Annotated in this window: 19 protein-coding genes and 1 pseudogene; all 20 read right to left on the bottom strand. The window is 59.4% G+C overall.

Annotated features, from left to right (window positions below):
* The gene (locus C3F12_08755) at positions 1-1572 is read right to left on the bottom strand and encodes a hypothetical protein (GenBank protein PWB46136.1); all 1572 of its coding nucleotides are present in this window, start codon (positions 1570-1572) and stop codon (positions 1-3) included.
* Complete coding sequence (locus C3F12_08750; GenBank protein PWB46135.1) at positions 1569-2042, bottom strand: hypothetical protein; 474 nt, start codon at positions 2040-2042, stop codon at positions 1569-1571. Before C3F12_08750 ends, C3F12_08755 begins: the two co-directional genes overlap by 4 nt.
* Positions 2043-2058: 16 nt before the next feature.
* On the bottom strand, positions 2059-2391 hold the full coding sequence (locus C3F12_08745; protein PWB46134.1) for a hypothetical protein: 333 nt from the start codon (positions 2389-2391) through the stop codon (positions 2059-2061).
* Between the two features lie 11 nt (positions 2392-2402).
* A complete protein-coding gene (locus tag C3F12_08740) occupies positions 2403-3206 on the bottom strand; it encodes a hypothetical protein (protein ID PWB46133.1) in 804 nt (267 codons plus the stop codon).
* 12 nt (positions 3207-3218) lie between these two features.
* Positions 3219-4217: a hypothetical protein gene (locus tag C3F12_08735; GenBank protein ID PWB46132.1), complete on the bottom strand. Its 999-nt coding sequence runs from the start codon at positions 4215-4217 to the stop codon at positions 3219-3221.
* A gap of 4 nt (positions 4218-4221) precedes the next feature.
* The gene (locus tag C3F12_08730; GenBank protein PWB46131.1) at positions 4222-4704 is read right to left on the bottom strand and encodes a hypothetical protein; all 483 of its coding nucleotides are present in this window, start codon (positions 4702-4704) and stop codon (positions 4222-4224) included.
* A 5-nt stretch (positions 4705-4709) separates the two neighbouring features.
* Positions 4710-9056, bottom strand: a complete 4347-nt coding sequence (locus tag C3F12_08725; GenBank protein ID PWB46130.1) for a hypothetical protein — start codon at positions 9054-9056, stop codon at positions 4710-4712.
* 33 nt (positions 9057-9089) lie between these two features.
* Positions 9090-9503: a hypothetical protein gene (locus C3F12_08720; protein PWB46129.1), complete on the bottom strand. Its 414-nt coding sequence runs from the start codon at positions 9501-9503 to the stop codon at positions 9090-9092.
* 29 nt (positions 9504-9532) lie between these two features.
* Entirely contained in the window at positions 9533-10072 is a 540-nt protein-coding gene (locus C3F12_08715) for a hypothetical protein (GenBank protein ID PWB46128.1), read from the bottom strand.
* 15 nt (positions 10073-10087) lie between these two features.
* Positions 10088-11392 (bottom strand): hypothetical protein, encoded by a 1305-nt coding sequence (locus C3F12_08710; protein ID PWB46127.1) that lies wholly within the window; start codon positions 11390-11392, stop codon positions 10088-10090.
* Entirely contained in the window at positions 11389-11856 is a 468-nt protein-coding gene (locus C3F12_08705) for a hypothetical protein (GenBank protein PWB46126.1), read from the bottom strand. The genes C3F12_08710 and C3F12_08705 overlap by 4 nt, the downstream gene beginning before the upstream one ends.
* Positions 11857-11861: 5 nt before the next feature.
* Positions 11862-12371, bottom strand: coding sequence for a hypothetical protein (locus C3F12_08700; GenBank protein ID PWB46125.1), 510 nt, complete (start codon positions 12369-12371; stop codon positions 11862-11864).
* An 11-nt stretch (positions 12372-12382) separates the two neighbouring features.
* Positions 12383-14050, bottom strand: a complete 1668-nt coding sequence (locus C3F12_08695; GenBank protein PWB46124.1) for a phage tail sheath protein — start codon at positions 14048-14050, stop codon at positions 12383-12385.
* Positions 14051-14129: 79 nt separating this feature from the next.
* Positions 14130-15116 (bottom strand): hypothetical protein, encoded by a 987-nt coding sequence (locus C3F12_08690; GenBank protein ID PWB46123.1) that lies wholly within the window; start codon positions 15114-15116, stop codon positions 14130-14132.
* Entirely contained in the window at positions 15113-15397 is a 285-nt protein-coding gene (locus C3F12_08685) for a DUF3467 domain-containing protein (protein ID PWB46122.1), read from the bottom strand. The genes C3F12_08690 and C3F12_08685 overlap by 4 nt, the downstream gene beginning before the upstream one ends.
* Positions 15398-15418: 21 nt before the next feature.
* On the bottom strand, positions 15419-15784 hold the full coding sequence (locus C3F12_08680) for a hypothetical protein (GenBank protein ID PWB46121.1): 366 nt from the start codon (positions 15782-15784) through the stop codon (positions 15419-15421).
* 15 nt (positions 15785-15799) lie between these two features.
* Positions 15800-16927: a peptidase M4 family protein gene (locus C3F12_08675; protein PWB46410.1), complete on the bottom strand. Its 1128-nt coding sequence runs from the start codon at positions 16925-16927 to the stop codon at positions 15800-15802.
* A gap of 207 nt (positions 16928-17134) precedes the next feature.
* Complete coding sequence (locus tag C3F12_08670) at positions 17135-18130, bottom strand: hypothetical protein (protein ID PWB46120.1); 996 nt, start codon at positions 18128-18130, stop codon at positions 17135-17137.
* A gap of 13 nt (positions 18131-18143) precedes the next feature.
* Entirely contained in the window at positions 18144-19031 is an 888-nt protein-coding gene (locus C3F12_08665) for a hypothetical protein (GenBank protein PWB46119.1), read from the bottom strand.
* A gap of 473 nt (positions 19032-19504) precedes the next feature.
* Positions 19505-19777 (bottom strand): annotated as a pseudogene (locus tag C3F12_08660) (hypothetical protein).
* Positions 19778-19791: the final 14 nt, after the last annotated feature.

The raw sequence follows: 19791 nt of genomic DNA, 5'->3' as shown, positions 1-19791 counted from the left end.
TTACTCCCTCACGTCGATGTCGGCTGGCTCTATGTCGAGCACGACCCACCAGTCTTCACTGTTTACTTTGGCCACCACCTGGAACTTGCCCGCCTCGATTTCGGTGTCCGTGGCGCGCTGACCGCCCGCCCCTTGAACCAGGCTCCGGTCGGGAATGCGTCTTGCGCTAGCTGTCGTAGGCGCGGCCTCGGTCAACACGCGGGTGAGGGCTTCGCGGCGGGCGGCCTCATCTCCCGCCACAGCCACAGCGTCCAGCAAAGCACCGATCAACGTTTCCGCGCCCGGCTGTCCGATATCGGAGCGCCAGGCCATCACGTCTACGATCTTCACCTCGCTCACATCCTTGACCCCTTTTATGGCTTTCAGCAAGTCCTCGCTCTTGGCTGGGGCGCCGGCGCTCAAAGTATCCACATACTGCTGCAGCGCATCAATGATCTGGGTCTTGATCTTCTCCTTGCCGGGGCCGGGGGGAATCTTGACGTTGATGCGGGGCTTGAAAAACACATAGCGGGCGACCACCGTGGCCTGTACCCCCGCGGCGCGGGTTTCGTGCACAGCTCCCGTGAGACTCGGGAACCGCTCAGGCTCGGCTTCCACCAGTAGCGTCACGACGCCGGGCTTCGATTGCTTGGCCGGGGGGCTGTTCGGGTCCCATACCTCGGCCAGCTTGGCGCGGCCTTCGAAAATGGCGTTGGCCAGCGCCGCCAACGTCGCTTTACCGAGTCCCCGCAGTCTCGCTTTGGCGCGAAGGCGCAATTGCTCGTCGGTTTCGCCTTCCGCGCCGAGGACGGTGGCCTCGAAATTGGTCACGCGAGCGATGCCGGTGATCGGCTGCGACAGCTTGGTGATTTCGCCGGCTTTAACTTTCCCCGCCTCGCCTTTCGAGCCATCGCCGGCGCGCACCGGCACGTCGATGCGCGCCTGACCCCGCTGCAGAGTTCGAAGGTCTGTGGTCACAAACGTCGCGTCGCCCTTGGCCGTGCTCAAGGCAATGCCTTCAGGAAGACTGACGTTGCCATCGCCGGCAGCAGGATCGCGGAAGAAGGTCACCAGCCCGGTGGCGAACTCTTTCGTCTTGCGCTTGACCCCCAAGATCGACACCACCAGATCCAGCGCCTGTCCCTCTGCCGTGTCGATGAAGCCCGACAAATAGGCTCGATTGACCTGCTGGTAGACGGTGGCGATCTCACGGCCTATGGCTTCGCTTAAAGTGCGGGTGACGCTGCCCACATTAATATCAGACAGGGGAGAGCGGCTTTGGCTTTCGGGGCGGAAATAGTCTACATAGAAGATCGTCTCGTCGTCCGGCTGGGTTGCGCCCGGCTGCCAGACCACGGCGTTGTCGCCTTCGCTGAAGATGAAGTCCACCTCTTTTTGGAAGGTGTAGTGGCGTTTGTCCCACGTTCCGGTGATGCTGCGCACATCGGCAGCCCGCTGAGACAGCGGGTAGAAGGTTTCTTTAAGGTCAAAGAAGATGGGCTCGTTGACCACGCCACCGACGATGGCGGTGAGGATGTCATCCACAATCTCCTGGTAGGGGCGCTCAAAGCGATTGATAGTATCTGGGTTCATGCAGAAATACCTCCTTCGAGAAAGAAGGGGAAGACCAGATTCAAGGGCGTGTCGCTGTCTACGGCCAGTAGCTTTATTTCGATATCCATACGGGTTCGGTCTCTTTGGTTCTGGGTCACTTTAACCGAGAGGATTTTTTTCACTCTTGGTTCATCGGCCAGCGCCTGTAGGACGTAGAGTTTCGCGCGATTACGATTGGTTTCATTGTTAAGTTCACCGATCAGCTCGGCCAGCCGTGAGCCGTAGTTGGGATGGCCCAGAATGGCCAGCTCGCCTGCCGGGGTCAGGAAGCGGAGGAAGAGCGCCTGCACCAAATTATCCACGCTGCTCCAGGTGTCCAAATCCACTTGTTCCGTCTCCGGACGTCGCCTGATCGTCAAGTCATGGCCTGGATCGCGGCTACTCTTGACGTGCTCCAGATCGAGCAGAAGACGAAGATCGGTTCCAAGACGTGCATGTGTCGCAGGCATAGTGCTTATCCTTCCATTATGGCGGCCACTGATCGTTGACGAAGGGCGCGGCCGGCGGCCCCAGGATGGTCAGGATGCCAGGCGGGGTAGGAATATTGTCGAACGTCCGCACCAGCGCTCGGCCACCCACACTCACGCCGCTGGACGCCAGGGGGCCAATGACCAATGGGTAGGGAAAACCCCACACCGAGTTGATCATCAGGCACAGCGAGCCGGAGGTCGCCAAGGGCATTCCGCCTGCCGTGATGATCGGCGGGAAGATCCCAAGGATCGTCCCCATGTCCGGCGGACCCGAAGCTCCGGGAGTGATCATGACTTGACAGCCGATGGTGACCGGCGGTCCGGGCATCGCGCGCCTCCTTATGGCGAGAACGAGGTGATCCCCTTGATGCTGACCGTGGCGCCTTGGACAGTAGACGAAAGACCGCCGTTGACCGTCGCCCCCAGGCCGGCCTTCAGCGTGGCCTGGGTGCCGGCCTCGATCTCAGTCTTCAACTGGCCTTTGATGGAGACGTTCATTCCCTCCAGACTCAGATCGCGGGTCGCCTTGAGCGCCATCGCCCCGGCCGCCTCTACCGTCACATCGCCATCCTGGTTCATGGTGATCTTGGTCCTTCCGGTGACCACTGTTACTGTGCCGCCGCTGCCGTTCGGCTGGTCGAGCTTCATCTCGGTCTTGCCGGCGGTGGCCCGCACGGTGCCGTCGGTGATGCGCACGGTGATCTTGGGCGGCATCTCGATGATGACCTCGCGCGGCGGCGATTGGTCCTGATGATTGCGGATCGCCGCCTTGATGGTCTTGTCGTCGGTCTCGGCCAGTGGCAGCCGGAAGATCACCTCGTCGGGGTTGTTGAGCGGTGGACGATCTTCATCGTTATAAAGCCGCCCGATGATCAAGGGCTGATTGACGTCGCCCTTGTCGAAGGCCAACAGCACCAGATCGCCGACATTGGGAATGACCACCGTGCCGATGTGGCCGGTGGCGACAGGCACGCGCTTGAGCAAGAGACCGCTGTTCTTCAGGCGCACGTCGCAGCCGTAGTTGTCCTTGTCGCTACTGGCACTATGAGGATAAACGGCCTCCACCACGCCCAGTTCTGCCACGCGTACCGAGCGCAGTTCCTGGCGGACGATCTCTTGAATGGTGCTGACGATGGTGCTCATGCGTAGCTCCTCTTATACCTGTATCGCTCTAAAACCGACGGTCGTCGTGAAGCCACCCGGCTTGGTGATCCGGTGGGTGACGCTGCGCACCTGGAAATTCACGTTCAGAATGTTATCCGCCATGCCGCTCAACCGGATCGCATCGCCCAGCTTGACCTCGGGCCTGCCGAGCGACGACAACCGCCCGCGCAACGTCAGGCGCTGAATCGCCGTCATCGTCGCCTGGGCGGCAGTGCGGGCCCCATCGCGGGTACGTAGCGCCGGTTTCTCCAAAAGCAGGAGCGGATCGCCCACCCCCGCTTGTCCTTTAGCGCCACTGAAATCTTTGGTCAGCCAGGCCCAGGACTCGTCGCCGTTCTGCCCGGCGCGGCTCTCGCCGAAGGTCTCCATCCGCCCGGCGTGCGGGTTTGATTTATCCGCTTCCAGCTCGATGATGTGTTTGGCGAACTCGAACACATGCACGGTCTTGCCGCCGATGAATTTCTCGAACACCAGCTTGCCGTCGGCATTGATATAAACATCGAAGCCGCACAGCTCGGCCAGATCCCGCATGTGGCGGTGGACGCTCCGCCGTCCGTCGACCACATAAGCGGGGAAGTTGATTCCGTCCTCGGCAGCCGCCACATCGACACCGCCTTTGTCAGCCAAGTCGCGGACAATGGCGCCGGCGGTCTTGTCCTCGTAGGTCTGCTCGACGAAGGTGCGCAGCAGTTTTTCAGCGGCGCTGTGCCCAGCAACGCGGATCGTCTTAAGATTCGGCTCGACCCGGACCACCGTCCCCGTCATGACTTGGGTAAAGCCTCCATTGTCCGCGTAGCCCAGCTCGATCTTCGCCTCATCCTCCCGCCCCGGCCTGAAACGGCCGACGTTGCCCAGCACTAACCTGAATTCGTCAGCCGGCGTGTCCATGTCGAGCATGACGGTCAAGTGGACCACGATGCTAGCCTGGGGCTCGTCGGTGGTGTCGATGAGCTTGCGGCCGAGGGTGAGTTTATAAGCGGGAGTGAGCATGGCGCTAATCCTTATGCAGGTGTTCTTCAATCTCAGCCGCTATCCCTTCTGCGTAGCGGCGAAGCGATGGGTCCGGATCCGACTGGGCGCATTTCTTTACCTTGTCCAGTACCACTGGCCGCCGGGTATGGCGCAGTCCAACGATCGCATTTTTGCGTACTCGCTTCTCTCCAGTTTCCAGCAATGGCAGCACCAACGCCAGCGCCGCCTCATGATCGGTACGAGCTAAGGCGCTCAAGACTGCAATCTGCAAGGTCTCGTCTTGACCCGCGAGTTGGTGATAAAGTACTTTCAAGAACTCGACGGCCTGATCGCCATCCAACAAGCCCAGCATATGGACGATGGCCTGCCGCTGCGTACCCATTTCGTTGCTCACTATCTCGTCGAAAAGCGCGATCAAGGCCGGCACGGCTTCCGGACCGAGACCCAATACTTCCTCGTCAGTGAAAAAACGCTGGTTTATCAGGTTCAGAATCTGCTGCTGCATGGCACTCACCCCGTGAAAGTTGTGGCGCGGTTGCGCGCCGTATTGATTTCATCGCCAGCAGTACCGCTGCTGGTCAAGATTTCGCCCCTTGGTGTTGCGCTACGCATCTGGCGCTTAGCCAGATCGGTGATTCCAGCGACCGTATCCAGGTCGGGTAAGCCCAGGCAATGTCCCAACTCGTGGGCCAGCAGAGATCCGTTCATCGTCTTGACGATGATCAGAAAGTTACCCCCGGCAAAACCGCCGAGCGTTGGCGCGCCGTCGAATCGGTCGATCAGATACAAGTTGATGAAGCTTGGATTGGCCGCGTTCCGGTTAACTCCACCGTGTGTGAACAGCGCGTCATTCTCGTTATCCGGGAAGATCACGCCCCCAGTGCCATCGAACGTGGCGGAGATGTCCAGCAGATCAGTCTCATCGATGAAGTCAATGTTGAGTACCCCTGCGGCCGTGCGACGGGGCACGAGGCTGATACAGGCCCGTCCCCAGAGCGTGTTGGCTTCTGTTAGGGCCGCATTGAAAGTGTTGACCACATTAGCCAGCGTCGTGCCGGGCAGATTGCCGGCATCGTTTCGGACGACGTGCAAAAACAGATGTGCCTCGATCTGCTCGAACTGCCGGATGCGCACGCGTGCTGGCTGGCCGTTGTGGGGTGCTTCAGGGCCGGCGGCGTTGACGATCCGCACCGATAACCGCGTGTCCCGGCCGTTGACGCGGTTGGTTCCGGCAGGTAGCGGGCGCGGCCGAATAATCACCTCGCCGTCGCCGACACGATCAGTCGGGTTGAGGTCTACGATGTTATTGGGATTCGTGGTATAGAAGACGCGTGCCGTGTCTGGCGTGATGTCTATCCGCAGGCTGGCGGCATCGGTCCCGCACACCGTCAAGACCGGTTCGTTCGGGTCACTGATCTCGTCAAATGCGGGGCGGACAGGAGCAGTCTTGGTCACGTCGGCGACCGCTACCACTTGAATCGTCACTTGGCGCGTCACCCCACAGAGAGTGGCACGCACTGGCAGTTCGGCCGCAGGTGTCCGAACGATCCTACGGCTCACGGGGTCTGCGGTTGGGACGCCGCCTACCCACGTCACTATGTTTGGCGGGATAGGCGTTGGGGGCGGATTGATCTCAGCGATGATCGTCACAACGGCAGCAGGATCGCGCACGACGACGAAAGTATTGTCAGCCGGAGCGCCGACCTGCGTCGCGCCTTCGACGCGCAAGTTAAAGGTCGATACCAGGATTGTCACCGACCGGGCCGTTACCCCCACCGTAGCCCGGATCGTGGTCTGGCCGTGTATTGCCAGCGAGAGGGTACGGCGGAGCGGATCGGGTGCTTGGTCGCCGCCTTCCCAGTTGACCAGTGTGTCCGGTACGCAGAATGGCGTCGGATTGAGACGCGCGATAACCGTGACGCGCGCATTTGGGGTGGTATCTTCGACAGCGATAAAAGTAGTGCTGCCCGGGCCGTCGACGCGGCAGGCGCCCTCGACCTCCAGTTCGAACGTCACCACCCGGATGTTTACCTGCCGGCTGACTGGCTGGCCGCTGCCCGTAGGGGTGTAAATTGCTACAGCCTTCGTACTGCCCGCGGTAGCTGTACTCACTATGCACTGCCGGTTGCTCGCGCATGGATTGCCATTGGTGGTCATCGTAAGTGTGCCTCTGTCGGGCGCTAGAAGCCGGTCAGGGATCTCCGCGTCTACGGTCACGATGCCCGTGGGGTTCTGGATCACGATGAACTCATGACTCAGGCTGCCTCCAATCTGGGTCGCGCCACTAACGCGCAGCTTTAAAGGAACGCAGTCGTCGGTGGCACCACCGGAGGTGCGTGCGCGGTTCACCTCGTCCTGTATCAGTGTCCTGTTGGTGGCAGAGAATGTGCCTGGCAGCATTAGCCGGTTGGCATTCACCGGGGTGTCCTCAGCATGATCTAGATTCAGAAAATGCCCCAGTTCATGAGCCAGCACCTGCGCCCGCTGCTGGGCATCCAGAGTTACACTGAGAGGAGGCCCCAGAATAGTGGTTTGGAACCTGTCGCCCACTGCGCAGCCAGCCACGCCCAGCGCGGCTCCACCTTCCGGGGACACCCCAAACCCCGCCTCCCCTTGTCCGGCCAGATCTCCGACAAAGAATACGTTAACGGCATCAGGATAGGCGCATCGCTCCAGGAGGATGGTGAACTCGGACTCGTCCACCTCGCAATCGGTGCGGAAGGCGTAGGTTTCACGCACAATGTTGGCATCCTCAAGCTCGAAGCGGATACGCGCCTGGCGCCAGATTCGGTTGGCTTCATCAAGGGCAGCGCGCACATCCGCGTTAGTGATACCTGTAGCTTGCCGTTCAGGACGACCCCCAGACGCACAGAGACGAACCTCGTGGGTCAGGGGATTCAACGCGGTCATCAAGTGTGCCACCACTGGCAGACGAATCTCGCGTAGCACCGGCGCGTTGACGATCACCACCTCCAGGCGATCGCTAGGAGCTCGCAGTGCTTTGCAGACGGTGTTCCCTTTGATGTCTGCATCAGTGCCGTCGCGCAGCCTCACGAGTACCGGTGCTGAAGCTGGAGTTCTTACTTCGAGGCTAAAAACACCAATGGGCAAATTGGGAAAACTGAAGGTGCCACGGTCGGCGCCGGTGCCTCCCCGGGTACGGTCTGGTGTAGGCTCTCCATTGGATTGTTCACCAGCTTTGAATTGCCCATTAGGAGCGATAAGAACGAATGCTTGGTTGGCTACAGGCTCAAGGGTACCGTCCGGTTGCTCCCGCTGAATCGAGCCTTCAACTGCAATCGTGCCCGGCTCGGCTGGCTGTCGGCACCATGGTCCTTGTGGATTATTCGGGCAAGGCTGTGGAGTATTTGACGCGCGTTGCAAGTGGGGAGAAACGATGCAGCAATGGTTAGAAGTTGAACCAGGGCCAAGACACCAATTGCTATTCACTGCACCTGAGGCCGGTAGATCAAACGTGTCGGGCTGTGGTACTTGGCAAGGCAAACGGTCTGCGCGTACAAACAGCAATTCGGTGCGCCGATTTGGGCGATGAGCAGCGGACGTGTTCTTGACCGGGTCTTCTTCACCGCAGCCCAACCATTTGAGGATCTCCCCATTACAATTCGGGAAGAACTGACTTTCGGGTATTGCCAAGGAATCCTGCCCGAGATAATCCTGAATCAGCTCATTCCAGACCTCGTCGTCAACCGTTGTCCCAGCCGGAAGTCCTTTGTGGCAGCGATAAGCCCTTACCGCATCTTGAGTTAATGGTCCATCCTGTCCATCAACGGCACCCGAATAAAAACCCAGATCCTGAAGTATATGCTGATATTCCCGTACGTCCCAATTATCCGTTACCGTGGGCAGCTGATTAGGTGGTTGCCGCCGCCGCCGTAATGCATTCCACTCGTTAATCGCTGCTGTTCGATCGCGACCAAAGGTCAGATAGGCGTAAACGCTGCGCGCACGCCGCTCCGACAGCGATTGATTGTATTGATTCGAGCCGGTCTTATCTGTGTGACCGACGATTACCAACCTTTCGTCGGTGTTATTGGCCGCGTGTTCCGTTACTTGTCGCATTACCTCACGCATGCAGGGCTCAAGGAATGCGTTGTCGAAGCGGAAATGAACAAGAAACGTTGTAGCGACAACGGCTCCTGCGTGCAGTGTGATCTGAGCTTGAGCAGTCTGACCGGCGCGCACCGCCGCCTGCGTAGAACCGGACATGGGCTGCAGTTCGGTCACCACGGCTTCGGCTGTGTATTGTCCGGGTGGGAAATCTTCTTCGGTCCAGACATTGTTCTGCCGATTGGTTAAGGTGCGCGATAACGCTGTGCCGTCGTCCTGGGTGCCTTCGACGGTCACCGTCACTTTGCTGAAGTCGAAGTTCGGGTCTCCCTCCACGATTACTTCGACGATGAGCGTTCCGGTGTCCACGGGCGGCGGAGGGGGTGGCGGAGGTGGGGGGGGTGGTTCTTCCCGCTTGGTCGGGGGCGGTGGGATGAACTCGCGCAGGGTCAGCGCATATTCGAAGCGTTCGGGCTTGCCGGCCAGGTCCCTGATACCCATTTCCTCGATCAGCACCTTGTCTACTTTGGTGGCCGTGGCAATGTCGGCGACGAAGGAGACGGGCTCTGCGGCGCGGAATTTGTCCCGCAGTTTTTTCAGGGCATCGGCCACTTCCTCACCGATCATCACGCCCGTGAGGCTGACGCGGCTTGAGCGGCGTCCCAAATCCTGGAGAAAGTCCCCCTCCAGGGCCGGCACGCCGTGCTGAGCCAGGGCTTCCTCGTCCTCGGCCTCGATGTCCTGCACCAACTGCAGCTCGATGTCATCGAGCATGGGTTTGGCGGGCATCTTTCCCTCTCCGTCTCGGTGGCTCGTAGGCCCTTATTTCAACTGGTTCAAATCGGCGATGATGGCATCGAGGAGAGCGATGATTTCGGCTTTTACCGCGTCCAGCGACGGCAGAGAGCTGACCACATCGGTAACCGATAGCACTTCGTCGATCGCTCCCGCCTCATTCGGCAACAGGTTTTTTGCCGTCGTCAATAGCGTGGTAATGCCAGTCGTGAATTCGGAGACTTTGTCTAATCCCGGCACGACATTGGGATTCAGATTGTTGATCTCGGTCTTGAGCTTGCCCATCAGGTCGATCAGCTTGCCGATCAATTCACCAACCTGCGGAACGATAGATTTCAGCGCCTGAACCGCCGGTTTGATGACACCCACGTTGGTGTGGAGAAAATCCTTGAAGGTCGTCAAGGCTTGCTTGAGTTCCTCGAAAAGATTTTGTGCGGCCATGGTTCCTCCTTAAGACTCTGTTGATTTGATTACGTCCCGCCGCGATTGAACGCCTGCAGGCGAGTAAGAAGATCGGACAACTGCGGGACGAACTGTTCCAGTCCGGTCGCAAAGTCCATCCCGACATTGAGCCCATCCACCAGATCGTCCATGAGGTTTTGAGCCTCATCCAGGATCGATCCGTCCAGCAGCGAGGGCTCTTCGGGTTCGACCGGCTCGATGAATTCGCGGAGCGTGAGCACGTAGGCAAAGCGCTCCGGCTTGCCGGACAAATCCTGTAGTTTCAAGTCCTCGATCAGCATCTGCTCGATCTCGGCATCCTTGACGATGTCGGCGATGAAAGGCACCGGCGTTGCTGCGCGGAATTTGTCGTCAAGCTTCTGGATAAACTCCAGCGCTTCGGGGCCGGTCGCAACCCCCCACAGCGTCAGCCGCGCCGGACGCCGTCCCAGGTTCTGCAGCAGGCTACCCGCCATGCCAGGCGGTTTGTGCTCCGCCAGGACGCGCCGCTCGATAGTGGCGATTTCCTGGGCATGGGGTAGCTCGATGTCGTCCAGCATGGGTCGCATGATCCTTACCCTGGGCTACACATCGATACCGTGGCGGCGTGCCTGCTCGTCCAGGATCTGCTTGATCTTCGCCGCCAACATGTCCAAGTCGTCTGTTGCCTTCAGTCCTTCTTCGCGCGCACCTCGCCGAGCAGCAACCGCAGCCACCGGCAGCGGCGGCGCCCCGACTCGCTGTGGAGGCAGCAGGTCCGGTAGTGAGGGCGTCACATTCGCCGGAATAATCGGCGCTGAGGATTTCGTTTCACCCACACCATACCCCGCTGCCCCGTTTACGCCAGGCTCCAGCGCCAAGAGCGGGGAGCCTGCCTGCGCGGTAACCGGCGGAGTTGCCTTGGGTTCTAACTCATTGCCGCCACTGGCCGATTCGCTACGCCATCCGTCCCACTGATCCAACCCTTGAGAAGATTCGTCTGCTTTCACAATGGGACGAATGGGATGAGGTTGCTCTGAGGAAGGCGATGGGTTGCTGCGTGAAGGGCGGCGCTGTGTCGTTCCGCCATTACCCTCATCGCCTGGGAAGTCCTCTTGGACAAGCCGGTCCAGCATATCCAGGGAAGCGCATGTGCCATCCAATGGCATCGTCCATTGTTCCTCCAACGATGGCGATTGACTGGGCATTTGCGCATTGCCCTGAGCGGGTGTCGCCGTTCCCGTTGTATCCGACTGTTCTTGGGTGATCATTTTTCCGGCCCTCTGCGCCAGACGGTTCAGCCAGTCCTGCCGGGCCGCCGGATCCCCACAGACCGACGGCACGCTTGCTTCCTTGGGATGTTTTTCCTTCACCTGGGAAAATCTAATGTTTGCCTGCTCTGTCCGTTCGAATGCAATCACGCTACCGACAAGCCGACTCAACAGCAAACGATCGGCTTGGGCTTGGAGCTGGGACAGGGCCTGTACAGAACTGCCCACCGGCACCGTTTCAAGCGCCTTGCGTTTGGCCACTGATTGACGATGTGAAGTCTTGGGCCGAAACGGCGAATCGGTTGGCACATTCGAGGTAGTCCTATTCCGCTTGGGTTCTGGAGGGTGCTCCCGGGCGGCAAACCTCGCCTTGCCGGGCCGGGTAGTTTTCGACTCAGCCTCCTGCGCTTGGCTGGCCTGTCCGGTCAGCACCGATAATGTGGTGCCCAGCAAGGGGCCTTCACACAGTTTGGGGTGAATCTCCCCAAATTCCTCGATCCACGCGCCACCTCGCCGCACTGCGATCAATCCCTCAATCTTCCGAACAAAGTCGCGCTGCCAACACGCTGGCGCCCTGCCGCCGCTGAGAACCGCGGATAAACGAAAAGCCGACGAGAACCAACCAGGGCCTCGATTCATTTCGATTCGCTCCCGTGCGCCATCTCCAAATAGAGCAATATCTGGCCAATAGTCATCCCGCTCACCTGTTCAGGCGTCCAGCCAAACTCCTTCGCCAGGACAAAGCAGGCTTTGGCCAGTGGGGCTTGGACCAATTCTTCCAAGGCGTTCTGCGGCGTGCTGATGCCGCTGAGAATGTTGATCTGGTCGACTAAAAAGCGCGCCAATCCCGCCGGCAGTTGCGAAACCTGGTCTGGCTTCAGCGCCGGCTCCACCAAAGCCTGCTGGATCATCAGTGCCGCCGACAGCCCGTCATCTTCGCGGGCAGCCTTGTTGATTCGCTGCAGATCGCGCACGGTCAGGGGGCGTAGGACAACCAATCGGTGGGCAGGTCCACTGCCGTTGGCCTTCAGCAAATCTGTCGGTATCTCCAGCTTGTGGGTGATGGCACTGCCGGCCAGGATATCTTCAGCCTTTAGTGTCATGGTGACTAACCGCCGTCCTTCTCTTCTCGGGCTATCCTCAGCGCCTTGAAGGTGGCGTTCTCCATGATGAAGTCGTCTTCCGGTACAACTAGCTTCCAGTCATCGAATCTCACGAATGAGATGATGACCTTTGTACCGCCCTGACCGTTCGGAGAGCCGATCTCGGTGAGATCAATGATCATATTAAAAATGGGTTGTAATTCTTCTCCCTGTTGGGCGTTAGCGAGATCTCCCATCAGGAGGCGCAACAGAGCACCGTTAATGTAGGCGCGCTCCACTCGCCCACTGATGTTAATGTTACCGGAATGCAGGGTGGCAGGCTGGCGGGTGCCGATCTCGTGAAACACCTCCAGATCCGTCTGTACGGTGACTTCCACCCCCGTAACCCGGCCAACGGTGCCGATGTTGTATTCGGTATTGAAGATCTGTTCGGCCAGCGTCCCCGCCCGACTGTCAACGGACGACAACGTTAGTATGGCCTCGCTGCCGCGGAAAGGCCGTGTATTTATTGCCATAATGCACCTCCTCAGAATAAGAACATGGTGACTTTGATAAAGTCGATGCTGAACGTCGGCCGCAGCACGAGGGTCACTCGAGCGATGCCCTTGATTTCTTCGTCGCGAGTAGCGCTGACCTCCAAGTCGTAGCTCACCAGCATCTCGTCATCCACCATCTCCTGTAGAAAACTGTTGATGGTGGCCTTCAGAGCCGCCCGTACCCGCTCGTTGTTCAAGCGTCCGATATACGGATTGGCGGCGGAGCGTACGCCGTATTTGGCGAAGTCCACGATGCGGCGCGTTGTGATTTGGTGCCACGCGGTGTTGGAGGACGTGGTGATACCCTTGACGATGCGGAAGCCTTGCCGCTCTTCCAGCGCCAGCACCCGGCTCTGCACGAGTTGGGTCAACTCAGCAGCCGTGTAACGCCGTTGGAGCCCGCCCACGTGGATAGTCTTGTTGGTCGGGCTGATATGAGCGGAAAGACCGGCCAGCAAGCCCGCTACGGCCGCGGCCGCGTAGGCTCCAGGTAACGTAACCTCGACCGGTGGTGTTGCCGCCGCATCGGTGACCTTGATCCCGGGGGCAACGAAGATAACCCGGTCGCTGTCCAGGTTATGGCCACGGATTGAGTCGACGGTGGCCCCGAGCGCTGTGCCGACCACGGCAATCCGGTCGCGTTTAACCAAGTCGGTCGAAGCCTGCTGGCAGTGAGCGTCCAGTTCATCTCCAAAGCTGTTGTCCTGGCCCGCAGCGATGATGATGTGGGCTGGTTCATTCAGCAGTTTCTCCAACCCGTCGTTGTAATTCGCTCCGACTGCACCGTCGTCGCCACGCGTGTTGGCGCCCGTACCGAAGAGTTGAAAGTCATCGTCACTGCTAAATTTAGTTGGTGGCTCATCTTGGTTGGCCAGTCCGGTCCCATCGACCAAGACCGAGGTCTTTGCGATATCGGCTGCCAGATCCCGTCCGCTGGCTACGGTGTACACCTCTTGTGCACCGCGATAGCGCAGCGTAATCTTTCTGCTGTCGCTCTTGCCCACGACATACGATGCCGTCACCTTGTCCGCCGCCGCGGGGACCTCTGCGGCATTGAATGTGAGAGCCCGTGTAGTCGTATTGATATCTACCCCACCCAGGGCAGGGGGTCCTCCGGTGTTGTAAACAATATTGAGTAACGTGGTCCGTTTGGTGGCGTCTACAAATACCGAGATACGGTTGCGGGCGCTCTGAATGGGTGTGTTGGTTAAAGTGATGGCACCTCCCCCGCTATGCGCCTCGTCGCTGACAAAACTGTCCTCCTCAGCGTCCCAGACATTGATCTCGATCTCGTTGCCCCACCCCCCCTCTGATTTGGCAGTTAGGCGGCAGCAATCGCCTGATGACGAGCTCAACTTGAAATCAGCTTTAGCGGCTGTGCCAGACGCTACTCTCACGGCAATGACCGTCGTTGCCCCGTGGTTGTAGGCCAACTCCAGCGCGCGCACCAGCGTCAGCTCATTGGGCGTCCCAAAGGAGTCGTAGTTGCCAAACTGCTCCCGCGCCTCGGTGTAACTGCCTAAGATCACGGATACCCCGACGGGGCCTTTGTTGGCCGTGCCAACCACGCCCAGGTTGCCCACTGTCACCCGACCTGGCACGATCAGCCCTTCGGGTCGCACCTCGATGTAAACGCCTGGTAATACCATCTCAGCCATGTTTCCCCCTCCTTTTGTTCGGCTTGTGCATCGCCTCCGCCTGAGCACCTAACATCGGCGAGGCATCGTTCGACACTCCTCAGTTCTTTGGTCTGCGCGTCGCACGCAAGTACACGACGGCAACTTGGTCAAAAGCGGCGCCTTGGTAAGTGATCTCCAGACGGTCGGCTGCCCCAGGCAACCGAATGGCCGGCTCAAGGGTCAGTGTCCGCGGCTGGTAGCTGTCCGGCGCGCCGTCGAGGTCCCAATCGCCCAGCGTCACGGGGTCGCCGGCGGCGCTGAAAGCAGCCAGAAAATCGCTCACTGAGGCAAAGGTCACTTGCGCGTGGCGCTCCGGCGCGTTCAGGGCGGCGACAGCAGCCAGGAAGGCCGCCAGCGTGGCATGGGTTGTTGGCGCGCCGGCCGCACCATCGAAGGTCCGCGTGAGGGTGACTGTCCCGCTCGGGGCCAAGCCGGAAACGAAGGCCAGGGCCGACAGGCGGCCCACGCTCAAGCGACCTCGCACGACCAGCGCCGCCGCATCCTGGTTATCCCACCGGACCATCTCGTCAGTTACCGTAGTGGCCTCGCCGAACTCGTTGTCAATGCCGACCGGGATCCGGGCGATGAGGCTCTCTGCCCCACCATCGGTGTCCGTATAGGGATACTCATACAGTACCCGGTAGTCAGCATGTTTGCGCCAGGCGCTGATAGGCGGGGGCACGAGGTCGGCCAGCGACGTCGCTTCGAGCGCAATACGCAGAAAACCTTGCACCTGGAGGTTGTCGCGGTCAGCCATCAGCCGCGTATTCAGGTCGGTTATGGCTGTGTCGGCCTCGGTCGGCCCGGACGCCCATAGTTGAAATCTGGCCAGCGCATCCAGGCGGATGCCCTTTAGCTCTACGACGGCGAAAGAACCCCGTGTCTCCATACCTCGATGGTTACCCAGCCCAACGGCGCGCTCTCTCACGCTGGCCACCGACACACTCGGAACAGGCAATGGGAGCGATGGTAATGGGAGATAATCGTCCAGGCGGCCGAGCATGGCCGTGACAACTTGATCCAGAGGAGGACTGCCGTTGCTCATAACTTGGGCCCTTCTTCGCTCCCTTCGGCGATGTGTCCGAAGGTCTGTTCATATCGATCGATGGACTCCCGCAAGAGCTCTAGCAAGGTCTTTGCGTAGATCGGGTTGGTAATGATCCGGGTATGCAGTCTGGCCTCCTTGCCCTCTGGATAGAATTGACCGAAGTCAAGCAGAAATTCGAACGCGTTATAGCCAACCGTAAAATAGTTGGCGTAGCGCCCCTCGAGTAGCCCGCCTTCCGGGGGATCCTCACATCCACGATTCATTAAGGACCTCAACATAGTAAGGTTGTACCATCCCCGCTAATCATCAGGCTTATCGGTGCGCTCAGGTGAGGGACGGGTTCGCGCCGCGGCCCGCAGCGCCTTCGCCTTTGCCCTCAGATAGCGAAGCAGCACCTGGAGGCCGGCATCCTCAACAAGATCGGTCACACGAACGGTATGCCGCCGACCATTAATCTCGACGGTTACCGTATACTGGTAGTAGTCGGCAGCGCCGCGTTCCGGCGAACCCATGATGGCGGGCTGGTCGAAGAAACGGGCAGCCTCGACCAATTGCTCCAGCTCGCCGGCCTCCTGCTCGGGCAGTTGGCTGCTGTCGATCACAACCGGGTGACTCAACCCAGGAAGGTAGGCAATACCACCCTCCATGGTAAACGTGATCCGCACTACACGCCTCCCAGATTAGTTGATCACGATCCCCACCTGGCTCCAACCATAGCGTACGGCTGTCTGCTCAGAACTTCCCTCGCCGTACAATCGCCCGGCATTGGCGATCGTCAGCCTGGCGAATCGCCGAAAACCCCAATTGCGCTTGAGTTTCGGGTCACGCAGCGCCTCGTACCAGATGTGGCCCGCTTTCTCCCAGGCGTATCCTCCAAGCTGTGTGGCGACCAGGTAAAAGGCATGGTTGGGGATACCTGAATTGATGTGCACGCCGCCATTATCGCTGAATGTGTAGACAAAGTCCGTCATATGCGCCGGCTGAGGGTCCTTGCCGATTACCGGGTCGTCATACGCGGTGCCGGGGGCCTTCATGGAACGCAGCGCAACCCCATTGACGTTCGCCGTAAAGAGTCCGGCGCCGATGAGCCAGTCGGCCTCGTCGGCGGTCTGCTTCAGCACGTACTGCTTTACCAACGAACCGAAGACATCCGACATCGATTCGTTCAGCGCGCCAGGCTGAAAGAAATAGACGAGCTGGGCTTCATCCTCAGTGACGCCGTGGGTCAGCTCATGGCCCATGACGTCGATGGAAATGGTAAAACGGTTAAAGAGTTCGCCGTCGCCGTCGCCGAACACCATCCGCTCGCCATTCCAGAAGGCGTTGTTGTAGTCTTCACCAAAATGGACGGTCGCGTCCATGGGCATGCCCTCGTCGTCAATCGAGTTGCGCTCATAGACATCCCAGAACAGGTCGTACGTCGCGCCAAGTCCATCGTAGGCCTCATCGACTGCGGGATCACCTGTGGGCGGTACGCCCTCGGCTCGCACCACGCTTCCCGGCAGGTTCTGGGTGTGGTGGGCATCGGAGATCGTGCGCTGTTTCTGGCCCTCTGCGAGCGCCAGCATGCCAGGCCGCCCTCGAGCGGCCCGAGCCGCTTGGGGTGGCGCCGCGCGAAGCGCGCGCAACGTATGGTCGACGGCCAGCGTCTGGAGCGCGCGAGCGCGCTGCTGCACCGTTCCGTTCTGGGCAATCGATTCGAGCATGTGCGGCGGCAGGATACAGTACAGACCGGACCGGAGACGGGAGACCGGTCGCGTCCGTACATTGGCAGTGCCGCCAAATGCTGATTCTATGCTGCCGCTCATCGCTTTTTCTTCCCTCATGGCTTTTTCCTCCTTTTCCGCGCGGGCTACGCGACTCATCTGTCCGACGCCACCTCGCTACTGATGTAGCCGGTATCGCAACGCATCACGTCAGTCGCCGCTCCATCCGAGGATTTGCGCCTTGAACGCCCCGACGCTTATCTGTTGTCCGTCACACAGTACGGCCATACCCATAGCCGAGCCGGCATGTTATTTACTGAAACGCTTGTTCAGTACCGCCGGTACATAGGCCTTCACTTCGCCTGACACCTTGCCCTCGACGGAGACGCATTTACCTTCCAGGCGATAGACTGGTAGACTGACCCGTTGTTCCACCTGAGGACTGTCCATCCAATAGACAAGCTCCATCCGTGTAATATCTGCGCGGACACAAGCCGGATCGGCATCCATAACCCCCGCCCCTTGTTGCAGTAACCGCAGGGCATCCTTGGGCCTGATAGAGGGCAGAGTCAGATCCGACTTCTTGACCTCCCGCCATACCCGAGTCACGCCGAGAATACGTTCACCCTCGCCAAAGGCTACGTACAGTTTCGAGCCGGGCCCAACTACCCGGTAGCCATCAAGCGCTCGCGGGAAACGCACTTCAATTCCGGTTACGATCTCTCGAAGATTCTTCTTCTCCTTGGCGCTTCGTTCCGTCAAGGTAGGTTTGGAAAGTCGGATCTGCTGGATCTCCGTAAGTGCGTCATGGGGGAGCAGACCCTTCCCCTTGAGAAAGTGCACGGCAAGTTGGTGGGCTTGGGCATCAGAAGGCAACGTGGGTTGCCGACCCACGGGGGCAAAGATGAGATTGTCGAACATATACGAGAGTCCCCCGGAGGCCTCGTAGATCTGCAAGCTGCGCCGTTGATCGGAACTCTCACCGGCTTCAACAACCTCCCATTTTCTGTCCTGAAGGCGCTGCGGTTTCTCCTGCAGTCCAAAGGCCGCAGCCAGCCGCTGCACATAGGCCTCATCCACCCTGATCGGCTGCACCTGGTACGTGTACAGTTTGGCCGGTACCTCGGGCGGCGATACCTTGAGGAGGACCTTTGGCGGGATTGGAGGACCCTCTGTTCTGTAGGCCGGTATCCTAGGAAAGAGATAGTCTATCTTCTCGTTATCTTGGGCGCTTGTCGGCGGACAGAAGAGAGCTACACAACCAATTAGGACGCTGATTATAAGGAGAGTCTTGGAATGTCTCATATGCCGATCTCCTCTAACAATCGTGAGACCAGATCCAGTAATTCCCATCGGGAGCAGCATCGGCAGCAACAGAGCCCTGCCCGTGAACATAGTCATCATAATGGACCAGATTCTCGGCCATGACGACTTGAGTCGTGCCATCATCCTGATCTGTGCAGCCGCCTGAACTCGAAAACCAGGCAGTCGTAATTTTTTTGCCGCCGCCATCCCAAAACCCCCAGTCGATCATCTCATCGGCAAACTCACCTCCTGTGTCACCATCTAAAGGAGAATCGTGCCAACCGATCAGCAGATGCAGCCCCTGAAACGCGTTCAGATACCAGGTGTCCAGTTCCGCGGCGCCCGGTTGCACCTGCAACGTATTGGAGGTATCAAAGGTCACCCACTCCAGGTCTACGTCCGCAAAACCGGTATCGGTGTTCCATAGACGTTGATCGGTGTTGTTCGTCGTGAAACGGACGCGTCCCACGTTGCCGTGTCCGCAGAAGTATCCGAAGTCCCGTGCGTCTGCCCAGGTTGCGTCCTCACCTCCCGAGAGAGACGTCTTTTTCCAATCGCTTTCCCACGCGTCAAAATCGGCGTACCAGGTGCGCGACCACCCGCCGGCATCACCAAACTCCTCGTAAAGCCCTTGGGTGGTGTCTGCGCATCCCGGCAGATCGGTATTACCCGTAGCCGTATATTCCTCGATATGCTCGATAAAGACCTCCTTCGTGCCTTCTTCACAACAGCCGGCATAGACCGGACTGACGTTCATGCTCAGGGACCACAAGCAGAACGTAGATGCGAGAAGCAGGCCGCCAAACCGGACCTTTGATATAGCCGGCCTCACACTGTGTCCGTTGGATTGTTCCTCCTTTGGCTTAGATGTTGCGCCAATAATCGTCCTTCGAACACTCATAGGGGGCGCTCCTTTCTCTCTGCCGGAAGCGACCGATGATATGCGCGTCTGCGAACTGTCATGGCGCCGGCGACGAAGGGATGCTCTCTTATACATACCGCGTTTAGACGTTCCGCCGAAAGAAGCGGGTTCGCACCAGCACCTCCGCATCACGGGGGTCGATCGGCTGGACAGACTGATCTTTTGAGAACCGATAGGACCGCCCCGTTACCGGGCCACGAACAAGAATGGGTGAACTTTCCAAATAGCGGACCATGACCGCATAAGGCACAGGCTCCGTCCGTACCGGCGTCTGTTGGTCGTACCCTGCGAGCGGCTCTTTACGCGCGGGTTGCGTGACGGCCGGTGCTGTTGTCGGTACGGACGCGCCCTTGAGGTCCGCCCGTTTCTGACCACAACATCCCATCGTTAACCTCGACGTTCCCTTTCGTTTCTGGGGGAATCGGCTCCATTACTACAGGCGGCTGACCGATCCGCTCCAGAACGCACGCAGCCCCCGAGAGAGCCAGCCACATGAGTAGCCATTCCACCAGATTCTGGGAGACAAACAGCGCCATCGGCGCCGCGACCCACAGACTGAGGCATTGGAAGCAGTCTATCAACTTGCCGAGCAGTCCACTACCCAGCCGTGCTCTGAGGTGTACCAGCAGATCGGCCGGGCCGTCCTCGTTCGCCAGCAGATGCGTGACCCGCCAGGTCGCGAGGACGGCCAGCACAACCCTCAGCCATACACCCGGTTCGTTCATCTCGTCACTGCATG

The organism is Candidatus Methylomirabilota bacterium (assembly GCA_003104975.1).
GTDB lineage: Bacteria > Methylomirabilota > Methylomirabilia > Methylomirabilales > Methylomirabilaceae > Methylomirabilis.
This window is presented reverse-complemented; position numbering and strand designations above follow the sequence as displayed.